The sequence below is a fragment of the Nocardioides pyridinolyticus genome (assembly GCF_054653575.1).
This window is the reverse complement of record NZ_BAAIFY010000015.1, coordinates 41,989-62,631: the sequence shown is the minus strand read 5'-3', so window position 1 is coordinate 62,631 and position 20,643 is coordinate 41,989. Positions and strand designations below refer to the sequence as shown.

The 20,643-nt window shown below is 71.9% G+C and carries 19 protein-coding genes; 9 read left to right on the top strand and 10 right to left on the bottom strand.

The genetic code is table 11. The annotated features are described in order from the left end of the window. Positions 1–9: 9 nt before the first annotated feature. Positions 10–486, bottom strand: a complete 477-nt coding sequence (gene nrdR, locus ACYQ0U_RS14135; RefSeq protein ID WP_459973930.1) for a transcriptional regulator NrdR — start codon at positions 484–486, stop codon at positions 10–12. Between the two features lie 609 nt (positions 487–1,095). On the opposite strand from nrdR, the gene ACYQ0U_RS14130 reads away from it, so the two are divergent. Together ACYQ0U_RS14130 and ACYQ0U_RS14125 are read left to right on the top strand one after the other, a co-directional pair. Next, on the top strand, positions 1,096–1,845 hold the full coding sequence (locus tag ACYQ0U_RS14130; RefSeq protein WP_459973928.1) for a sigma-70 family RNA polymerase sigma factor: 750 nt from the start codon (positions 1,096–1,098) through the stop codon (positions 1,843–1,845). A 49-nt stretch (positions 1,846–1,894) separates the two neighbouring features. Further along, entirely contained in the window at positions 1,895–2,236 is a 342-nt protein-coding gene (locus ACYQ0U_RS14125; protein ID WP_459973927.1) for a hypothetical protein, read from the top strand. 131 nt (positions 2,237–2,367) lie between these two features. Here the strand turns inward: ACYQ0U_RS14125 and ACYQ0U_RS14120 are convergent, their stop codons facing one another. Beyond that, positions 2,368–2,718 (bottom strand): LysM peptidoglycan-binding domain-containing protein, encoded by a 351-nt coding sequence (locus tag ACYQ0U_RS14120; protein WP_459973926.1) that lies wholly within the window; start codon positions 2,716–2,718, stop codon positions 2,368–2,370. A 263-nt stretch (positions 2,719–2,981) separates the two neighbouring features. On the opposite strand from ACYQ0U_RS14120, the gene lexA reads away from it, so the two are divergent. The 6 genes from lexA (at position 2,982) to ACYQ0U_RS14090 (ending at position 10,543) form a co-directional block, all read left to right on the top strand. Further along, positions 2,982–3,710 carry a transcriptional repressor LexA gene (gene lexA / locus ACYQ0U_RS14115; protein WP_459973925.1) on the top strand — a complete coding sequence of 243 codons (729 nt, stop codon included), beginning with the start codon at positions 2,982–2,984 and terminating at the stop codon, positions 3,708–3,710. 100 nt (positions 3,711–3,810) lie between these two features. Then, on the top strand, positions 3,811–4,635 hold the full coding sequence (locus tag ACYQ0U_RS14110) for a phosphatase PAP2 family protein (protein WP_459973924.1): 825 nt from the start codon (positions 3,811–3,813) through the stop codon (positions 4,633–4,635). A 3-nt stretch (positions 4,636–4,638) separates the two neighbouring features. Then, complete coding sequence (locus ACYQ0U_RS14105; protein WP_459973923.1) at positions 4,639–6,300, top strand: alkaline phosphatase D family protein; 1,662 nt, start codon at positions 4,639–4,641, stop codon at positions 6,298–6,300. Beyond that, positions 6,297–7,550 carry an alkaline phosphatase family protein gene (locus ACYQ0U_RS14100; RefSeq protein WP_459973922.1) on the top strand — a complete coding sequence of 418 codons (1,254 nt, stop codon included), beginning with the start codon at positions 6,297–6,299 and terminating at the stop codon, positions 7,548–7,550. The genes ACYQ0U_RS14105 and ACYQ0U_RS14100 overlap by 4 nt, the downstream gene beginning before the upstream one ends. Positions 7,551–7,557: 7 nt before the next feature. Beyond that, positions 7,558–8,991, top strand: coding sequence for an MXAN_6640 family putative metalloprotease (locus ACYQ0U_RS14095; RefSeq protein ID WP_459973920.1), 1,434 nt, complete (start codon positions 7,558–7,560; stop codon positions 8,989–8,991). 49 nt (positions 8,992–9,040) lie between these two features. Next, positions 9,041–10,543, top strand: coding sequence for an MXAN_6640 family putative metalloprotease (locus ACYQ0U_RS14090; protein WP_459973918.1), 1,503 nt, complete (start codon positions 9,041–9,043; stop codon positions 10,541–10,543). A gap of 25 nt (positions 10,544–10,568) precedes the next feature. Here ACYQ0U_RS14090 and ACYQ0U_RS14085 read toward each other — a convergent pair whose 3' ends face one another. From ACYQ0U_RS14085 to hflX, 4 genes are all read right to left on the bottom strand, one after another. Beyond that, positions 10,569–12,515 (bottom strand): ATP-dependent DNA helicase, encoded by a 1,947-nt coding sequence (locus ACYQ0U_RS14085; RefSeq protein ID WP_459973916.1) that lies wholly within the window; start codon positions 12,513–12,515, stop codon positions 10,569–10,571. A gap of 90 nt (positions 12,516–12,605) precedes the next feature. Then, the gene (locus ACYQ0U_RS14080) at positions 12,606–13,457 is read right to left on the bottom strand and encodes a sugar phosphate isomerase/epimerase family protein (RefSeq protein WP_459973914.1); all 852 of its coding nucleotides are present in this window, start codon (positions 13,455–13,457) and stop codon (positions 12,606–12,608) included. A 52-nt stretch (positions 13,458–13,509) separates the two neighbouring features. Further along, a complete protein-coding gene (locus tag ACYQ0U_RS14075) occupies positions 13,510–14,226 on the bottom strand; it encodes an SGNH/GDSL hydrolase family protein (RefSeq protein WP_459973913.1) in 717 nt (238 codons plus the stop codon). Between the two features lie 203 nt (positions 14,227–14,429). After that, on the bottom strand, positions 14,430–15,929 hold the full coding sequence (gene hflX, locus ACYQ0U_RS14070; protein ID WP_459973911.1) for a GTPase HflX: 1,500 nt from the start codon (positions 15,927–15,929) through the stop codon (positions 14,430–14,432). Between the two features lie 57 nt (positions 15,930–15,986). On the opposite strand from hflX, the gene ACYQ0U_RS14065 reads away from it, so the two are divergent. Then, positions 15,987–16,613 carry a nucleoside/nucleotide kinase family protein gene (locus ACYQ0U_RS14065; RefSeq protein ID WP_459973910.1) on the top strand — a complete coding sequence of 209 codons (627 nt, stop codon included), beginning with the start codon at positions 15,987–15,989 and terminating at the stop codon, positions 16,611–16,613. A gap of 9 nt (positions 16,614–16,622) precedes the next feature. On the opposite strand, the gene ACYQ0U_RS14060 is transcribed toward ACYQ0U_RS14065, so the two are convergent. Genes ACYQ0U_RS14060 through ggt form a run of 4 tightly spaced genes read right to left on the bottom strand, consistent with a single transcriptional unit; the run spans position 16,623 to position 20,636 of the window. Further along, a complete protein-coding gene (locus ACYQ0U_RS14060) occupies positions 16,623–17,399 on the bottom strand; it encodes an SDR family NAD(P)-dependent oxidoreductase (RefSeq protein ID WP_459973908.1) in 777 nt (258 codons plus the stop codon). Between the two features lie 34 nt (positions 17,400–17,433). After that, entirely contained in the window at positions 17,434–18,228 is a 795-nt protein-coding gene (gene dapF, locus ACYQ0U_RS14055; protein ID WP_459973906.1) for a diaminopimelate epimerase, read from the bottom strand. Further along, positions 18,221–18,877 carry a pyridoxamine 5'-phosphate oxidase family protein gene (locus ACYQ0U_RS14050; protein ID WP_459973905.1) on the bottom strand — a complete coding sequence of 219 codons (657 nt, stop codon included), beginning with the start codon at positions 18,875–18,877 and terminating at the stop codon, positions 18,221–18,223. Before ACYQ0U_RS14050 ends, dapF begins: the two co-directional genes overlap by 8 nt. Positions 18,878–18,881: 4 nt before the next feature. Next, entirely contained in the window at positions 18,882–20,636 is a 1,755-nt protein-coding gene (gene ggt, locus ACYQ0U_RS14045; protein ID WP_459974026.1) for a gamma-glutamyltransferase, read from the bottom strand. Between the last annotated feature and the right edge of the window lie 7 nt (positions 20,637–20,643).

Below are 20,643 nucleotides of genomic sequence, written 5' to 3'. Positions count from 1 at the left end.
GCGGTCTGGTCAGCCCGTCGGAACGGGCTCGGTCGCGGTGACGCGCTCCGCGCGGAGGAGGGAGATCTCCTCCTCGAAGTCGTCGGCCGACTCGAAGGCGCGGTAGACGGACGCGAACCGCAGGTAGGCGACCTCGTCGAGCCGGCGCAGCGGGCCCAGGATGGCCAGGCCGACCTCGTGGGCCGGGATCTCGGCGGCACCGGAGAGCCGGAGCGCGTCCTCGACCTCCTGGCCCAGGCAGGCCAGCTGGTCCTCGGTGACCGGACGGCCCTTGCAGGCCTTCCGGACGCCGGAGATCGCCTTGTCGCGGGTGAACGGCTCGGTCGCGCCGGAGCGCTTCAGGACCGTCAGCTGCATCATCTCGACGGTGGTGAACCGACGCTCGCAGGCCGAGCAGGTACGCCGGCGGCGGATCGACCCGCCGTCGTCGGCGACCCGGGAGTCCAGCACCCGGGTGTCGGTGTTCCGGCAGTACGGACAGTGCATCGCGGGCCTCCCTCCCTCGGTCATGTCGTGCTGGCAACGGCCCCGGTGCCCGGACATGCCTCGGAAGCCCCTTCTCGGGGGCTCGCGGCTGTGGATATCGAGGGTTTCGTTGTGTACAACAAGCAGTCCGGCTGTGTGCTTCCAGATCCAGGCTGTGCACTAGATGTGGATAACTACATCCGTGTAACTACTAGATGTAGGGGTAACCGTACGCCCGGACCCCCCGGCATGCAAGTAGCTCCGAGAAGTTCCTCCAGCCGATCGTCTGCCGAGCGGAAATGCGCAGGTCAGAGGCCCGGCGGCAGCCAGGAGCGGCCCCCGCGGAGGGCGTGTCGGCGGACGTCGGGGGGCGTCAGCTCGCCGGGCTGGAGGCGTGCCAGGTGAGCCGGCGGACGGCGCCGGTCTCGAGGTTGCGGCCGACGTAGGTCATCGCCACGGGCGCACCCGCGGGATCGTGAGGACCGGGCCCGAGAGGCTTTCCATGGGGTGCACTGCGTCACAGCAATTCACCCCCGTGGGTGGTTTGTCTCTCCACCACCGACGGAAGGTAGTGGGGGCGTCAAGAAGTGGCGCCCACAACCGGATAGGGAGGCTCGACAGTTGTCCACGATGTCAGAGAGTCGTTCCGAGATCACTGCCCAGCTCTTCGCCGAGCACGCCGCCTCCGAGGGCGAGCGCGCCCGGATCGAGGAGGAGATCATCCGAGTCAACATGCCGCTCGCCCGGGAACTGTCCCGCCGCTTCCGGAACCGCGGCATCGCCGACGACGACCTCGAGCAGGTGGCGTACGTCGGACTGGTCAAGGCCGTGAAGGGCTTCCGGCCCGATCGCGGCGAGTTCCTCAGCTTCGCCGTCCCCACCATCCGTGGCGAGATCCGTCGCCACTTCCGCGACCTGGGCTGGACCGTGCGCCCGCCCCGGTCGATCCAGGAGACCCAACAGAAGATCGCGGGCTGCGAGACCGAGCTCTACCAGAGCCTCGGCCGCGCGCCGCGTCCCAGCGAGATCGCCGAGCACCTCGGCCTGGAGCTCGAGCAGGTCATCGACGCGCTCGGCGCCCAGGGCTGCTTCGCTCCCGCCTCCCTCGACGCGCCCGTCGGCGAGGAGGGGGACGAGACCACCGGCCAGCGGCTCGGCGAGCTCGACCACGGCTTCGACCTGGCCGAGGCCCGCGCGATGCTGGCGCCGCTGCTCGACAAGCTCTCGCGTCGCGAGCGGCTGATCGTCGAGATGCGCTTCTTCCGTGGCTGCACCCAGGCCGAGATCGGCGCGGAGATCGGGGTCAGCCAGATGCACGTGTCCCGGCTGCTGTCGCGCCTGGTCGCCCGCTTCCGCGAGGAGCTGACGATCGCGGCGTAGCCGGCGGGTGCGTCGGACGTCGGACCAGCCATCGGGGACAATGGTCCCCGTGGCGGGTTCGACGGGAGGCAAGCGCGCTGGGTCGAGACGTGGACCCCGCCGCAAGAAGCGGTTCCAGCCCGCGCTGCTGCTCCTGGCGCTGGGCATCACCGCCTGCGTCGTCGCCTGGGGCTACCTCGTGTACGCCGCCATCGACTTCGGCTCGACCGCGCGCAGCGGCAACGACGCGGCGTGGTGGTTCCTGGCGCTGGCCTCCGCCGGCGCGGTGGCCTGCCTCTTCGTCGGGCTGATGCTCGTGGCCCGGGTGACCCGCCGCCTCGGCATCACCCAGGCGCCGAGCAGCCCCAGCGACGAGCCGCGGCCGGTCGGTGGCCGTCGCGCCTCCCACTAGCGGCCCGTGAGACGCCGCGAGGGGCGGGACTCGCGCAGAGTCCCGCCCCTCGTCTTCCCCGGTTTCGCCCGGCCGGGGTCGAGGCGGCCGGGCGAAGTCTGTAGTTGTGCGGTGGCCTTCGACCACCGGCGTCAGTCGACCGGGACGACCAGCTTCTGACCGGCGACGACCATGCCGGAGTCGAGCGCGTTGAGCTTCGAGATCCGGTCGATCATCGCGCGCACGTCGCCGTCGTCGGCCAGGTCCGAGGCGATCCCCCACAGGGTGTCTCCGGCACCGACCAGCACCACCCGAGTGGGCTCGGGCGTGCCCGGCTCGTCGGTCGCGACGGAGCCGGAGGCGAGGAGGAACCCGACGGCGAGCACCGCGATCAGGGCGGCCGCGAGGACCACCAGTCGTCCGCGGCGGGTCAGCCGGACGGCGGGGGTGTGGTTGGTCGCATAGCCGGGGTTGACGGTCGACATCGTCATCGTGGTGCTCATCGTGGGCTCCTGGGGAAGTAGGTGGCCGGTCGTTCGTCCTGCGACCTTTCTAGAGGCGGCCACCGACAGTCCCGCGGGACCGGTCTGGACCGGGCTCTCGATCAGGTGTTCGATTCGAACGTGTGTACGACGGTAGAGCAGGTGTTCGAACGACGCAAGCAGCGACACGAACATTTGTTCGAACCGTCTCCCGACGCGTTCGCACGACACGCCGTTCGAACAGATGTTTGAACCCGGGCGGTCTGGAGGACTACCGTCACCCCATGGCCACCCAGAAGTCCACGAGCAAGAAGGTCTCGGAGCTCCCCGACGGCCCCCCGGACGCCACGGGGCTCACCCCGCGCCAGCAGCGGATCCTCGCGCACCTCAAGGACTGCATCGAGAAGCGCGGCTACCCGCCCTCGATGCGCGAGATCGGCGAGGCGGTCGGGCTGACCAGCTCCTCGAGCGTGGCCCACCAGCTCAAGGTGCTCGAGGAGAAGGGCTTCCTCAAGCGCGACCCCAACCGGCCCCGCGCCCTCGAGGTCTTCCTGCCCGAGGTGATGGCGGCCCGCCGTGCGATCTCGAGCGCGGAGGAGAGCACGGTCGACGAGACCGGCATCGGCGACGCCCGGCCCTCGGCGCAGTACGTCCCCCTCCTGGGCCGGATCGCGGCCGGCGGCCCGATCCTCGCCGAGGAGACCTACGACGAGGTGTTCCCCCTCCCCAAGCAGCTGGTCGGCGACGGCGAGCTGTTCCTGCTCGAGGTGCGCGGCGACTCGATGATCGACGCGGCGATCTGCGACGGTGACTACGTCGTGGTCCGCCGCGAGCAGACGGCGTCCAACGGCGACATCGTCGCCGCGCTCCTCGACGACGAGGCCACGGTCAAGACCTTCCAGCGCAAGGACGGAAATGTGTGGCTGCTGCCGCACAACCCTGCCTACGATCCGATCGACGGCACGCACGCCACGATTCTCGGTAAAGTGACGGCTGTGCTGCGCCGGGTCTGACCTTTCCCGTGCGATCGGGGAGACACCTGAGCAGACCCTGGTGTCGATTCCGGGTGCTTCCCGGATTCCTCGGGGAGGGTGCATGAACGAGGCTGGTGCTGTGAGCACAGCGCCGGCCCCCGTGCGGCCCCGGGCCCTCCCGGGATGGGCGCGCGCCGGCCTGGAGGCACTCCTGATCCTCGTGCTGTGGATCCTCTACAGCCTGGCCCGCTTGGTCGCCGACACGAGCATGGGCCCGGCCCTGGGCCGCTCGCGTGAGCTGCTCCATCTGGAGCAGGGACTCGGCATCCACTGGGAGATCCCACTCAACAACATCTTCGTGCACCACCCCCCGATCGGCCTGATCGCCAGCTACTGGTACGCCAGCCTCCACTACGTCGTCACGCTGGCGATCCTGGTCTGGCTCTGGCGCCTCGGCGCCGACCGCTACGGACCGGCCCGTCGCGCGCTGGTGATCGGCACCTTCATCGGGCTGCTGTGCTACATCGCGATGCCGACCGCTCCCCCGCGGTTCATCACCGGGTACGTCGACGTGCTCAGCCTGCACTCCGCCGACGGCTGGTGGGGAGCCGACGCCAGCGCCCCGCGCGGACTCGGCGGGCTGACCAACGAGCTGGCGGCGTTCCCCTCCCTGCACGCCGGCTGGGCGCTGTGGGTGGCGCTCGCCCTCCAGCTCTACGCCACCCGCCACGGGGTGCGCGTGCTCGGCTGGGTCTACGCGGTGGGCACGACCGTCGTCATCATCGGCACCGGCAACCACTGGGTGATCGACGCGGTCGTCGGCTGGCTGGTCATCCTCGCCGCCTGGGTGATCGCCCAGGCACTGGACCGCGTCCCGTTGGGCCGGGTCCCGCTCGACCGCCTCCGGCGCAGAAGAACACCGCGTGAACGAGCAGAACCCCAGGAGACCGTCGTCGTTGAGTGAGGCGTGACGACCCCTTTTCCCGTACGCCGCCGCACCGTCCTCGGCACCACTGCCGCCGGGACCGCGGTCCTCGCCGTCCCCTCGACGCCCGAGTCCTTCGCCGCGGCCGCCCGCAGGCGGATCTTCGCCCACGGCGTCGCGTCCGGTGACCCGCTGCCGGACGCCGTGCTCATCTGGACCCGCGTCAGCGCGATCACGGCGAAGGTCGACGTCACGTGGGAGGTCGCGCGCGACCCGGAGTTCCGCGACGTCGTCCGCCGCGGCACGTTCGTGACCGGCCCGCGGCGCGACCACACCGTCAAGGTCGACGTGACCGGGCTGTCGCCGGCGACGTGGTACCACTACCGCTTCCGCTGCGCCGGCGTGACCAGCCCGGTCGGGCGCACCCGCACCGCCCCCGCGGTGCACGCCGAGCCCGACCACCTGCGCTTCGGCGTCGTCTCCTGCGCGAACCTCCAGGCCGGCTGGTTCAGCGCCTACCGCGGCCTGGCCGCGCGCGACGACCTGCACGCGGTCCTGCACCTGGGCGACTACCTCTACGAGTACGGCCCCGGCGGGTACGGCTACGGCTTCGACAACGAGGACATCCGCAGCCACGTGCCCGCCCGCGAGATGGTGTCGCTCGACGACTACCGGCAGCGGCACGCGCAGTACAAGGCCGACCCGGACCTCCAGGCGCTGCACGCGAAGTACCCGTGGATCATCACGTGGGACGACCACGAGGTCACCAACGACCAGTACAAGGACGGCGCCGAGAACCACAACCCGGACCAGGGCGAGGGCCCCTACAGCCTGCGCCGGGCCCGGGCGCACCGGGCGTACGACGAGTGGATGCCGGTGCGCATGGACGGCACCGCGCGGCTGCGCGACGGCGACCGGCTCTTCCGGCGGCTGCGGTTCGGCCGGCTCGCCGAGATCAGCATGCTCGACCTGCGCAGCTACCGCGACGCCCAGGTCAGCAGCCCCGCCCCCCAGCCGGCGCCGGTGCCCGACGGCGATGTGAGCGACCCGGGCCGCACGATCACCGGCCGCCAGCAGATGAGGTGGCTCAAGGACTCCCTGACCCGTGGCCGGGCGCAGTGGAAGGTCATCGGCAACCCCGTCATGATCGCTCCCGTCGACTTCGGCACCCTCCCCGACGTGGTCCTCGACCCGATCAACGACGTGACCGGCCTCCTCCCCAAGGACGGCCTGCCCTACAACGTCGACCAGTGGGACGGCTACACCGACGACCGGCGCGAGGTGTTCCAGCACATCCGCGACCACCAGATCACCGACGCGCTGTTCGTCACCGGCGACATCCACTCCGGGTGGGCCTGCGAGCTCCCGTACGACGCGTCGACCTATCCGGCCGGCGCGTCCGCCGGCGTCGAGTTCGTGTGCTCGTCGGTCACGTCGAACAACCTCAAGGACATCACCGGCAACCCGCCCCGGACCACGAGCGTCGCGGTGGAGGAGATGATCAAGGCGAACAACCGCCACATCAAGTACCTCGACTTCGACAGTCACGGCTTCTCGGTCCTCGACCTGACGCCGGAGCGCGCGCAGATGGACTGGTACGTCATCGGCGACCGCGCGGTCCGCGACACCGAGATCACCTGGTCGGTCTCCTACGCGACCGAGACCGGCACCGGCCGGGTCGAGCAGGTCCAGGAGCCGGTGTGAGCCGGTCCTGGCGGACCGACCGCCGCACGTTCCTCACCGCCGGCGCCACCGGGCTGGTCTTCTCCACCGTCGCCGGCGCTCCGGCGTACGCCGCGCAGCGCAGCCGCAAGCGGGCCTACGTGCTCGTGATCGACGGCTGCCGCCCGGACGAGATCGACAGCGTGCTGACGCCCAACCTCGCGGCGCTGCGCGACGGCGGGCTGCGCTTCGCGCAGGCGTCGTCGATGCCGGTGATGGAGACCATCCCCAACCACGTGATGATGATGACCGGCGTCCGCCCGGACCGCAGCGGCGTGCCGGCGAACGCGATCTTCGACCGCGAGCTGGGCGAGGTGCGCGACATGGACCGCGCCTCCGACATCCGCAGCGACACCGTGATCGAGCGGCTCAACCGACACGGCCTGACCACCGGCACCGTGCTGAGCAAGTCCTACCTCTACGGCGTGTTCGGCGGCCGGGCGACCCACCGCTGGGAGCCGGCGCCGATCGTCCCGGTCAGCGGCCACGCGCCCGACGCCTTCACGGTCGAGGCGGCGCTGGCCATGCTCGACGAGTTCGACCCCAACCTGATGTTCGTGAACTTCGGCGACATCGACCGGATGGGCCACGCCGACCTCACCGGCACCTCGCTCCAGGTCGCGCGGCAGAGCGCGCTCGCCGACACCGACCGCGAGGTGCAGCGGTTCATCGACGCCCTGAAGGCCGGCGGCCAGTGGGACGACGCGATCGTCGTCGTGCTCGCCGACCACTCGATGGACTGGTCCACGCCGGACCGGGTGATCAGCCTGTCCGCCTCGCTCGAGGCCGACCCGCTGCTCGCCGGCCACGTGCAGATCGCCGACAACGGCGGCGCCGACCTCCTCTACTGGACCGGTCCCGCGCGCCAGCGGACGAAGGCGGTCGCGCGGATGCGCGAGATCGCCCGCGGCACCGAGGGCGTGCTCGCCGCCTGGGACCGGCGCACCGACTGGCTGCGGCTCGGGCCCGAGGCGGGCGACGTCGTGGTGTTCTGCCAGGCCGGCTGGCGGTTCAGCGACCCCGACCCGGTGACCGCGAACCCGATCCCCGGCAACCACGGGCACCCGGCCACCCGCTCCATCCCGTTCTTCATCGGCGGCGGCCACCGCGCCGTACCCAAGCAGACGGTGTCGTCGCGGGTCGTGCGCACCGTCGACGTCGCTCCGACGGTGGCGTCGTTCTTCCGGGTGGGGGCGCCTCGACAGGGGTTCGACGGGCGCTCCCTGCTCTAATGGCCGGGTGCGTCGCTCCCTCCTCGTCCTGGTCGGCCTGCTCGCCGTGGCCGTCCTCGCCCCTGTCATGGCGCACAGCGCCGTGCCGGCGCAGGCCGACGTCGTCCGCGGCAGCACCGGTCCGGGGCTCGACACCATGGAGCGCCGCGAGCTCCGCCTCGAGCTGAGCGACCTCGACGGCGCCCAGCGCTCCCGCACGGCCGCGCTGCTCGCCCGACCCGGCCAGAACCGTCAGCAGTGCTTCACCACGGTGTGCGTGCACTGGTTCACCACCGGCGCCGGCCGCGCGACCCAGGCGTACGTCGAGCAGGTGGCCGCGACCGCGGAGCAGGTGCTCGAGATCTACGCCGCCGCCGGCTACCGCGCGCCGAAGTCCGACGGCACCCGCGGCGGCAACGACCTGCTGGACATCTACCTGCAGAACCTCGGCGGCCAGGGCCTCTACGGCTACTGCGACACGGACTCCGCGCCGACCGGCGACGGCCCGTGGGACGCGCCGGCGTACTGCGCCTTCGACAACGACTACCGCGAGTTCACGAGCCACACCCCGCTGGAGAACCTCCAGGTCACCGCCGCGCACGAGCTGTTCCACGCCGTGCAGTTCGCCTACGACTACCTCGAGGACGTCTGGTTCATGGAGAGCACGGCGACGTGGGCCGAGGACGAGGTCTTCGACGACGTCGACGACAACGTGCAGTACCTCCGCTCCAGCCCGCTCAAGCAGCCGGCCGTGCCGCTCGACAAGGACGCCGGCCTGCGGGTCTACGGCGGCTGGATCTTCTTCCGCTACCTCACCGAGCGCCACCCCGACGCCGAGGGCGACCTGCCGGTCCTCGTGCGCGAGATGTGGGAGCGGGCGGACGGCTCCGCCGACGGGCCGGACGACTACTCGATCCGGGCGGTCAAGCACGTGCTCGCCGCGCACGGCGGCGGCCTGCGCGGGACCTGGGCCCGCTTCGCCGCGGCGAACCGCCAGCCCGGCGTCTCGTACGACGAGGGGCGGGCGTCCCGCTACCCGACCGCGCGGCTCGCCGGCACCGTCGACCTCTCGGCCGCCCGGCGCGCGTCGGGCCCGATCACCAAGGTGGTCGACCACCTCAGCGCGGCGACCATCCGGTTCAACCGGGCGCCCGGCCTCGCCGCGCGCACCCTGCGGCTCACGCTCGATCTGCCGCCCACCACCCGCGGCTCCGGCGCGGTCGCCACGGTCCACCCGGCCTCGGGCCGGGCGACGACGATCTCGCTCACCCCGTCGCTCAAGGCGAACGGGAACGCCGTCGTGAAGGTGCCCTTCGACCGCGGCGTCGCCCGCGTCGAGGTCACGCTGGCCAACGCGGGCGTGCGCTACCGCAGCTGCGGGCAGGGCACCTCGTGGTCGTGCCAGGGCCGTCCCGCCGACGACGACCTGCCGTTCCGGGTGCGCGCAATCGCCCTCCGCTAGTTCCACGGAAACCAGGGCACGGCCGATCGGCGGCCGGTTGGATGTTGCCATGACTCTACGCACCCGCCTCGTGCCCGTGCTGGCCTCGCTGACCGTCGTGGTCGGCCTCGCCGCCGGCACGGCCTCGGCCCTGCCTGCCGCCCCCGAGGGTAAGGCCCGCCCCTCCTCCACCGCCGCCCGTGCCGCCCTGGCCGACGCGCAGGCGCTGTTCTCCGGGGAGGGCGGGTCGCGGGACGCGTCGATGACGCTGCTGGAGCTCTGGCGGCAGCAGGACGGGCTGTCCGCGGCCGACCAGAAGGTCGCCGCGGAGCTGCTCGCGCGACCCGCCGCGGACGCCAGCGTGTGCACGGCCAGCAACTGCTACCACTGGGCGACCACCGGTGAGCACGCCGTGGTCGACACCGACCGCGACGGCAACGACATCCCCGACTACGTCGACACGGTCATCGAGACCGTCGACGGGGTCCGGCAGGTCTATCTCACCGCGGGCTACCGCATGCCGAAGCCCGACGGCGTCGCCGGCGGCAACGCGAAGACCGACATCTACCTCGAGGACACCGGGGCGGAGAACCTCTACGGCTACTGCACGAGCGATCAGCCGACCACGTCGACGTCGTACGACCTCTGGGCGTACTGCGTGCTCGACAACGACTACACGAGGTCCCAGTTCCCGACCAACACCCCGGTCGAGAACCTCCAGGTGACGGCGGCGCACGAGTACTTCCACGCTATCCAGTACGCCTACGACGCCTTCGAGGACAGCTGGTTCCTGGAGGCGACCGCGACCTGGGCCGAGGACGAGCTGTACGACGACGTCGACGACAACGTCCAGTACCTCCACAACAGCCCGCTGACCCGGCCGGGCCGGCCGCTCGACAGCTACAGCGCCGAGGGCGAGCAGTACGGCGAGTGGATCTTCTTCCGCTTCCTCACCGAGGAGCTCGACGAGGCCGAGGGCGGCATGCCCGTGCTGGTGCGGGAGATGTGGGAGCGCGCCGACGCTGCCGGGGAGGCGGACGACGACTACTCGATGCAGGCCATCGAGCGGGTACTCGCCGATCGTGGTGTCTCGTTCCCGACGGCGTTCGGCTACTTCGCGTCGGCGAACCGGGTGCCCCGCCTGTCCTACGACGAGGGTGCCGGCAACGGCTACCCGAGCGTCGGCCCGGCCGGCACCTACAAGCTGACCTCGTCGAAGAGGGACAGCGGCTGGAAGTCCTGGACGCTCGAGCACCTCTCCGCCGCCACCGTCCGCTTCGTCCCCGGCAGCGGGCTGACCTCGGGGAAGCTCAAGCTCACGGTCGGCCTGCCGTCGGCCGCGTCGGTCGCGGTGGCGCTCGTGGTGCTCAAGTCCGGCCGGGTCCAGGTCGCGCAGGTTCCGACCCGTGGGACGACGGTGGCGTTCGGGTCGTCGAAGGTGAGGTACGTCGAGGTGACGCTCGCCAACGCCGGTACCAGCTACGACTGCTGGACCAGCGGGCCGTACTCCTGCCAGGGGTCCTCGCTCGACGACGGCCGCCAGCTCCGGGTGCGGGCGAGCGCGCTGCGGTGACGGTCAGGTGACGTTCAGGTGACGTTCAGGGCGTAGCGGTCGCGGCCAGGCGCTTGAGCGCCTGGCGCACCACCGCGGGGTCGGTGGTGGACCACATCGGCGGCAGGCTGGCGCGCAGGAACCCGCCGTACCTCGCCGTCGCGAGGCGCGGGTCGAGGACCGCGACCACACCGCGGTCGGTGTGGGTGCGGACCAGGCGACCCGCGCCCTGCGCGAGCAGCAGCGCGGCGTGGGTCGCGGCGACCTGCATGAAGCCGTTGCCGCCCGCCTCGTCGGCGGCCTTCTGGCGCGCGCTCAGCAGCGGGTCGTCGGGGCGCGGGAACGGGATCCGGTCGATGAGCACCAGCTGGCAGGTGTCGCCGGGCACGTCGAGGCCCTGCCAGAGGCTGAGCGTGCCGAAGAGGATCGTGTGCGGGTCGCCGACGAACTGCGCGGCGAGCTCGGGGAGCTGGGCGTCGCCCTGCGCGAGCGTGGTGAGGTGCGGCAGCCGCTCGCGCACGACCTCGGCCGCGGCCTCGGCGGCGCGACGGCTGGAGAAGAGCCCGAGCGTGCGGCCCTCGGCGGCGTCGACCAGCTCGACGATCTCGTCGAGCTGCGCCTTCACCAGGCCGTCGCGGCCCGGCGCCGGCAGGTGCTTGGCGACGTAGAGGATCGCCTGCTTGCCGTAGTCGAACGGGCTGCCGACGTCGAGGCCCTCCCACGGCATCTCGGTGTCCTCGGGCTTGAGGCCGACGCTGGTCGCGACCGTGCGGAAGTCGCCGCCGAGCTTGAGCGTCGCGGACGTGAACACCACGGTCTTGTCGGTGAGCAGCTTGTCGCGCATCGGGCCCCACACCTGGAGCGGCGCGACGCACAGTCGCGGCGGCATCCGCTCGGTGCCCTCGCTCATCCACAGCACGTCGGAGGTCAGGTCGGCCGCCATCCGGTCGGCGGTCGCGAACACCTCCTGCACGGCGCCCTTGGACTGCTGCATCGCGGCGTCCGAGTCTTCGGTGGACTTGGGGTACGCCGAGAGGCACGCCCGCGCCGCGTCCCGGACCAGCACCAGGGCGTCGGCGAGGTCCGCGGGGATCCGGTCGAACCGACCCGGCCGCGCGTCGGCGATCGCGGCGCGCAGCGCGTCGGCGGCGTCGGCGAGGTCGTCGGCCTCGGACCCGTCGACGTGGCGCTGGCTGCGCCTGGCCGCGCGCTCGACCTCGGCCGCCCACAGCTCGTCGGTGGCCGCCTGGGTCACCCGCGTGGTGAGCTCGTGGGCCTCGTCGATCACCACGACGTCGTACTCGGGGATCATCGGGACGCCCTCGATGGCGTCGATCGCGAGCAGCGAGTGGTTGGTGACGATCAGGTGGGAGCGGTGCGCCTTCTCCTTGGCGCGCTCGGCGAAGCACTCCTGGCCGAACGGGCACTTGGCCGCGCCGAGGCACTCGCGGTGGTTGACGCTGACCTGGTGCCATTCCTTGTCGGTGTGCCGGGGCGCGTTGTCGCGCTCGCCGGTGCCGCCGTCCTCGGCCTCCTCCTCGGCCCACGCGCGCAACTCGAGCACCTTCTTGCCGAGGGAGCCCTCGGGCAGCTCGACGAGCGCCCCCTGGTCGTCCGGCACGCCCTCGCGGATGCGGTGCAGGCAGGCGTAGTTGGAGCGGCCCTTGAGCACGGCGTAGCTGGCGTCGACGCCGCTGTCCTTCACGGCCTCGACCAGCCGCGGCAGGTCGCGCTCGACCAGCTGGTGCTGGAGCGCGAGCGTCGCCGTGGCCACCACGACCCGCTCCCGGTGCCGCAGCGCAGGCACCAGGTAGGCCAGCGACTTGCCCGTGCCGGTGCCGGCCTGGACGAGCAGGTGGTGCCCGTCCTCCATGGCCGCGGTGACCGCCTCGGCCATCGCCACCTGCCCCGCGCGCTCCTGCCCGCCCAGCGCCGCCACCGCGGTGCTGAGCAGCTCTGTCACGCTCGGTGAATCCTGGGGGGGCTCGGGCACTGGAGAACCCTAACGGCGCCCACCCCCACCCGCCGTGGCTGGTGCACAGGCCCTTGTCGGGGTCACTCCGCCGGGGTCACTCCGCCGCGGTCACTCCTTCGTGCTGAACGCGGCGTCGAACGCCGCCGCCGGAGCGTCGAAGGCCAGCTCGCGGACGAACTCCAGGGCCTCGGGCGCGCCGACCAGGCGGTCCATGCCGGCGTCCTCCCACTCGATCGAGATCGGGCCGTCGTAGCCGATGGTGTTGAGCATCCGGGAGCACTGCTCCCACGGCACGTCGCCGTGGCCGGTGGACACGAAGTCCCAGCCGCGGCGCGGGTCGGCCCACGGCAGGTGCGAGCCCATCCGGCCGTTGCGGCCGTTGCCGACCTGCAGCTTCACGTCCTTGCAGTCGACGTGGTAGATCCGGTCCTTGAAGTCCCAGAGGAAGCCGACCGGGTCGAGGTCCTGCCACACGAAGTGCGACGGGTCCCAGTTGAGGCCGAACGCCTCGCGGTGCCCGATCGCCTCCATGGTCGCGACCGTCGTCCAGTAGTCGTAGGCGATCTCGGACGGGTGCACCTCGTGCGCGAACCGCACGCCGCACTCGTCGAAGACGTCGAGGATCGGGTTCCAGCGGTCCGCGAAGTCGCGATAGCCCGCGGCCACCATCTCCTCCGTCGCCGGCGGGAACATCGCGACGTACTTCCAGATCGCGGAGCCGGTGAAGCCGACGACGGTCTTGACCCCCAGCCGCTGCGCGAGACGCGCCGTCATCTTCATCTCCTCGGCCGCCCGCTGCCGGACGCCCTCGGGGTCGCCGTCGCCCCAGATCCTGGAGGAGAGGATCGCCTCGTGCCGGGCGTCGATGGGGTCGTCGCAGACGGCCTGGCCCTTGAGGTGGTTGGAGATCGCGAAGACCTTCAGCCCGTACTTCTCCAGCAGGTCGAGCTTGCCCTGCACGTAGGCGTCGTCATCGGCCTGCCACGGGTCGCACGAGGATCCTAGGACCTGGTCAGGAGCCGAGCCCGCGGATCGCGTCCGAGACGAAGTCGCCGAACGCCGCATGGCCCTCGGCGGTGAGGTGCAGCCGGTCGTCGAGGTAGGACAGCTTCAGGCCCGACGTACGCACGTAGGGGACGCCCTGCTGGGCGGCCAACTCGGCGAGGAGGGCGTCGACGCGGGGCACCTGCGCGGCGCGCGACGGAGCGGTGGCGGGACCGACGACGACCACCCGCTGGCCGTCGAGCTGGTGCATCAGCCGGGCGAAGCCGGCGCGGATGTCGGCGTCGGGCTGGTCGTAGTCGTTGAGCCCGCCTTCCACCACGACCAGGTCGGCGCCGGCCCGCAGCGCGGCGGGCGCCCGCTCGGCGAAGGAGACCCGGCGGCAGCCGCTCGCGCGAGCGCTGAAGCCGGAGCCGGAGAAGCCGGCCACGTGCACCGCGCCGTCCAGGCGCGAGGGCCAGGAGCCGGACAGCCGCTCCAGGCCGAGCCCGGCGGACCAGGAGTCGCCGATGACGACGACGCGCTGCCCCGACCCGGTGACCTCGGCCGCGCGCTGGCGGGACTCGGCGCTGTAGGTCTCGCAGCGGTCCGCGCTCGCCCGGGCGCGGTCGGCCACCTGCAGCACGAGGGTGCCGGCGAGCAGCAGGACCAGCAGGGTGCCGAGCGCGACGGTACGCCGACGTACAGACCAGCGCGAGCCCGTGCCCGCGACCCCCGGGAGGACCACGCGACCATGATGCGGTCGGGTCGCCGCCGCCACCGGCGTTGTTGCGGAGTCGTGACCTGCCCGCAAGAAATCCGCGCGGGACGGCTCCTCGGCACGCGGTGCCGATTCATCACGGTAGGCAGCGGAGTTGGCACTCCCCGCAGTGGGTACGCCGCGGGGAGCGCCGATTCACCTGCCTACCGTGATGAATCGGCCACGGCGGCTCAGACGGCGTACGCCGCCAGCTCGCCGGCCAGGTCCTCGTTGGCCCGGCCGACGACGATCGTGCCCTCGCCGGTGTGCTCCATCGACTCGATCTCGCCGTGCTGGTGCAGGCGGTTGATCAGGTCGCCGCGCTCGTAGGGCAGCAGCGCCTTGAACTCGACGCCCGGCCGGGGCAGCTCGCTCTCGACGACCCGCAGCGCCTCGGCGATGCCCTCGCCGGTCTTCGCCGAGACGACGACCGAGTGCGGCTCGTTGCGCTGGAGCCGGGCGATCACCATCGGGTCGGCGGCGTCCGCCTTGTTGATGACGACCAGCTCGGGCACGTCGCCCGCCCCGATCTCCGCGAACACCTCGCGGACCGCGGAGAGCTGGCCCTCGGGGTCGGCGTGCGAGCCGTCGACGACGTGCAGGATCAGGTCGGAGTCGGCGACCTCCTCCAGCGTGGAGCGGAACGCCTCCACGAGCTGGTGCGGCAGGTGCCGGACGAAGCCGACCGTGTCGCTCATCGTGTAGACGCGGCCGTCGGCGGTGGTGGTACGCCGGGTGGTCGGGTCGAGCGTCGCGAACAGCGCGTCCTCCACCAGCACGCCGGCGTCGGTGAGCCGGTTGAGCAGCGAGGACTTGCCGGCGTTGGTGTAGCCCGCGATCGAGACGCTGGGGATGTGGTGGCGACGGCGCTCCTGGCGCTTGGTGTCGCGGGTCCCCTTCATCTCGCGCAGCTCGCGGCGCAGCTTGGCGATCCGGGTGTTGATCCGTCGCCGGTCGGTCTCGATCTTGGTCTCACCGGGGCCACGGCCACCGATGCCGGCGCCGCCGGCGACCCGGCCACCTACCTGGCGGGAGAGGTTGCCACCCCAGCCGCGCAGGCGCTGCTTCATGTAGTTCAGCTGGGCCAGCTCGACCTGCGCCTGACCCTCCTTGGACTTCGCGTGCTGGGCGAAGATGTCGAGGATCAGCGCGGTCCGGTCGACGACCTTGACCTTGGTGCGGTCCTCGAGGTTCCTCAGCTGGCTGGGTGCGAGCTCGCCGTCGCAGATCACGGTGTCGGCGCCACTCGCCTTCACGATCTCCGCGAGGCCCTCGACCTTGCCGCGACCGATGTAGGTCGCGGGGTCGGGCGACTGCCGGCGCTGGTAGATCGCGTCGAGCACCTCGGAGCCGGCAGTCTCGGCGAGCAGCGCGAGCTCGGCCATCGAGTTCTCGGCGTCCTCGACCGTGCCCTCGGTCCACACCCCGACGAGCACCACGCGCTCCAGGCGGAGCTGGCGGTACTCGACCTCGGTGATGTCCTCGAGCTCGGTGCGCAGGCTCGCGACCCGGCGGAGCTGGTGGCGCTCGGCCAGGTCCATCGCGCCGGTGGTGAGGTCCTCGGGGTCGGGCTCGTCGGCATAGCCGGACTCGAACTCGTCCGACTCGTCGTTGGAGTCGTCGTCGGAGTCCCAGTCCTCGGTCGCCTCGAGCTCGTCCTCGAGGTCGAAGTCAGGTTCGGCGTTCGTCATATGAGGCACAGCGTACGTTTCAGTCATCTGCCTGTACCAACGCATAACCTTCCCTCCGTGATTCCCTCCGTGATTCCAGAGGCGATTCCCGAGGCGACTCCCGACGTCCCGGCCGGCGTCCGGCTGCTCGGCATCACGGGCGCTCCGGGCGCCGGGAAGAGCACGCTGGCGGCGTACCTCGGCCTCCCCGTGGTCCCGATGGACGGCTTCCACTACGCCGACGTCGAGCTCCTCCGCCGGGGGCTCCGCGACCGCAAGGGCGCACCCGACACCTTCGACGCCGAGGGGTACGCCGCGCTGCTCGGCCGGGTGCGGCGCGGCGAGCCCGAGGTGGTGGCGCCGATGTTCGAGCGCGACCTCGAGCAGCCGCTCGCCGGCGCCCTCTGGATCCCGCCGTCGGGGACCGTCGTGACCGAGGGGAACTACCTGCTGCTCGACCAGCCGCGCTGGCGCGCGGTGCGCGAGCAGCTCGACCTCGTCTGGCACGTGGTGACCGACGAGGCGGTGCGCGTGGAGCGGCTGGTGGCCCGGCACGTGCGGTTCGGCAAGTCACCGGACGCGGCGCGGGCGTGGGTCGAGCGGGTGGACCAGGCCAACGCCCGGCTGGTCGAGGAGGCCGCCGCGCGGGCCGACCGGGTGGTCGACCTCAGCGCCTGGGCTCCCCCGCCCATTCACCCGGCGTGAGCCGTCCGACTACTTCGGAGGCATCCGGATGCCGCCGTCGACGCGGACGACCTCGCCGTTCATGTAGCTGTTGGTGATGCACTCGACCACCATGCTGGCGAGCTCGTCCGGGACGCCGAGGCGCTTGGGGAACAGCACGCTCTCCCCCAGCTTGGCCTTGAACGCCTCGGCGGCCTCGCCCTCGCCGTAGATCGGGGTGTCGATCAGGCCGGGGGCGACGGTGTTGAGGCGGATGCCCGACGCGGCGAGGTCGCGGGCGACCGGGAGGGTCATGCCGACGACGCCGCCCTTGGAGGCGGAGTACGACGCCTGACCGATCTGGCCGTCGAAGGCCGCCACCGACGCGAGGTTGCAGATGGCGCCGCGGCAGCCGTCCGCGTCGGGCTCGTTGCGACTCATCGCGGTCGCGGCGAGGCGGGTCACGTCGAAGGTGCCGATCAGGTTGATCGCGATCACCTTCGAGAACGCCGCGAGGTCGTGCGCGGAGTCGAACTCGCCGTCGCGGCCGATCGTGCGCTGCGCCCAGCCGATCCCGGCCGAGTTCACGACCGCGCGCAGCGGAGCGATGTCGGCGGCGGCGTCCACCGCGGCCTTGATCTGGTCGGTGTCCGTGACGTCGACCTGGGCGAAGACACCCCCGATCTCCTGGGCGAGTGCCTCACCCTTGTCGGCCTGGAGGTCGGCGACGACCACGACCGCACCCCGGGCAGCGAGCTGGCGGGCGGCAGCGGCACCGATGCCCGACGCAGCCCCCGTGACGATGGCACTGGCTCCGTTGATGTCCATGGCTCGCAGCATAGCCATGCTCACAGTGGGACTGTCAGAGTGAGGTGGTCCCGCGCGCGACGATCACGGCCGGCCCGGTCAGCAGCACGCGGTCGTCCTCCGTCCACGTCACGGCGAGGGTGCCGCCGGGGACATCGACGCGGTACGCCGAGCCGGGGCCGAGGCCGTCGGCGACCGCCGCGGCGACCATGACCGCGCAGGCGCCGGTGCCGCACGAGCGGGTCTCCCCCGACCCGCGCTCGTGCACCCGCATCGCGACGTGGCGCTCGCCGCGCCGGACCACGAACTCGACGTTCACGCCCTGGGGGTAGGTCGCGGGGTCGTGCTCCGGAGCGTCCAGCAGCGGACCGGCGTCCTCGAGGGAGTCGACGAAGGCGACCGCGTGCGGGTTGCCCATGTCGACGTGCCGCGCGACCCACGTGTGGCCGGGCACCCCGACGTTCGTCTCGCCCAAAACCACCGGCGACCCCATGTCGGCGGTGATCAGGTCGCCGTCGACCGTCAGCGTCTTCACGCCGTCGCGGGTGCCGACCGGGATCGGCTCGGACGGGTCGGCGAGGCCCTCCTCGACCAGGTACCGGGCGAACACGCGGATGCCGTTGCCGCACATCTCCGAGGTCGACCCGTCGGAGTTGCGGTAGTCCATGAACCACAGGTCGCCGTCGCGCACCGCGCGCAGCACGCCGTCGCCGCCGATGCCGGCGCGCCGGTCGCACAGCGCGCGCACCCGCGCCGGGTCGAGGTCGCCGTGGACGGTGCCGTCGTGGTCGGGCAGCAGCACGAAGTCGTTCTCGGTGCCGTGCCCCTTCAGGAACGGATAGTCAGGCATACATGCCCTTCTCGTAGTTCTCGGGCCGGTAGTACTCGTCGAGCTGCTCGAGGGTCAGGCCGCTCGGCTCGACGTCATGCGCGACCACCGCGCGCCGCGGCACGACGCCGTTCGGGTCCCAGGTCTCGGGCCTCCAGAGGCCCGAGCGCAGGAACGCCTTGGCACAGTGGAAGAAGACCTCCTCGACCTCGACCACGATCGCGAGGATCGGGCGGTGGCCCTTGACCACCATCTCGTCGAAGAAGGGAGCATCGCCGACCAGCCGCGCCCGGCCGTTGACCCGGAGCGTGTCGCCGCGGCCGGGGATGAGGAAGTTCAGCCCGACGTGCGGGTTGGCGAGGATGTTCCGGTAGCCGTCGGCCCGCCTGTTGCCCGGGCGCTCGGCGATCGCGATCGTCGTGTCGTCGATGACGTGCACGAGCTGTCCCGCGGGGTCGCCCTTCGGGGAGGCGTCACAGCGGCCGTCGGACGACGCGGTGGCCAGCACGCAGAACGGCGACGCGGACAGCCAGGCTCGGTCGACGTCGAGCAGCGCCGCGCGACTCTTGTCCCGGGCGCGGGCGCTGGGCTCGCCGAGCAGGCCGACGAGCTCGTCGACGGTCGAGATCTCGGTCCACGCGGCCGTTTCTCGGCGAGGGGCGGTCGGCACCCCTCTACGGTACCGGCGTGACCACCTGCGCCGCGCCGCCGCCGCGGCGCCGTGGCTCCGCGACGGCCGTCAGCAGCCCGCCGGGCCCGAACTCGATGCCGGTCGCGGCGCCGATCTCGTCGGTGCCGGTGAAGATGTCCTCATAGGTCGCCAGCTCGTGGCCCAGCCTCTCCAACGGGCCGCTGTAGCGCCGCATGAAGCGGCTCTCGCCGAGCACGACCTCCGTGTTGCGCTGGGTCGCGCGCGGCGCGGCGATCGCCCGGGGCAGCGTCATGCCGAGGTCGAGCCGGTTCACGAGGATCTGGAGCACCGTGGTGATGATCGTCGAGCCGCCCGGCGACCCGACGGCCAGGAACGGCTCGCCACCGGCGAGCACGATCGTCGGGGCCATCGAGGACCGCGGCCGCTTGAGCGGCTCGATCCGGTTCGGGTCCTCCGGGTCGTACTCCAGACTGAAGTCGGTGAGCTCGTTGTTGAGCAGGAAGCCCCGGCCCGGCACGACGATGCCGGAGCCGCCGGTCTGCTCGATGGTGAGCGTGTACTCGACGACGTTGCCCCACCGGTCCGCGACGGTGAGGTTCGTGGTCTCGACGTTCTCCGTGTCCGAGGTGACGACGCCCGGGTCCACCGGCTTGGGCATCGCGTGTTCGGGGTCGATGTGGGCGTCCCGGTCGGCGGCGTAGTCGTCGCTCAGCAGCTCCTCGAGCGGGACGTCGACGAACGCGGGGTCGCCGACGTACGCGCTGCGGTCGGCGAAGGAGAGGGCACTCGCCTCCAGGTAGAGGTGGAGCGCCTCGACCGGCGTGGCCGCGGCCAGGTCGTGGCGCTCGAGGATGTTGAGCGCCTCGCCGACCGTCGAGCCACCGGAGGAGGACGGCGCCATCCCGTAGACGTCGAGGCCGCGGTACTGCACGTGCGTCGGCTCGCGGTCGACGACGCGGTAGCGCCTCAGGTCGCGGGCGACCATGAACCCGCGGGGCACCGGCAGCTTCGTGTGCCTCGTCGTGGGCGGCTTGCGCACGGCGCGGACGATCTGGTCGGCGAGCCGGCCGTCGTAGAACGGGCGCGTGCCGCGGACCGCGAGCAGGTCGTAGGTGTCGGCGAGGTCGCGGTTGCGGAAGGTCGACCCGGCCTTCGGCAGCGTGCCGTAGAGCTGGCGGGTGGAGGTGAAGGCACGGAACCGCTGGAGGTTCTGCCTCACCTGGCTCCGGAAGGTCGCGTCCACGCGGAAGCCGCGCCGGGCCAGCGCCTCGGCGGGCTCCAGCGTCCGGGCGAGCGAGCGCGTGCCCCAGCGGTCCAGGGCACGCTGCCAGGTGGCGGGGGTGCCGGGCACGCCGACCGAGACGCCGCTGGTGACGAGCTCCGGCGTGAAGTCGTAGGGCTTGCCGGTCTTCGGGTCGATGAAGGCGTCGCGGGGCATCGCGGCGGGCGCGGTCTCGCGGCCGTCGAGCGTGTGCACCTCCCCGGTCGCCGCGTCGTAGTAGACGAAGTAGCCGCCCCCGCCGATGCCGGCACTGAACGGCTCGGTCACGCCGAGGGCCGCCGCGGTGGCGACCGCCGCGTCGACCGCGTTGCCGCCCTGACGGAGGACCCGGAGGCCGATCCGGGTGGCGTTCGGGTCGACCGAGGTGACGGCCCCGCCGGTCCCGGTCGCGACGGGTTCCTTGTCGGGTTGCCTGTCGGGTTGCCTGTCTGCGTGGGCCGGAGGCGCGACGAGGACGAGCGCGAGCAGTACGACGAGGGTCCCGAGACGGCGCATCACCTTC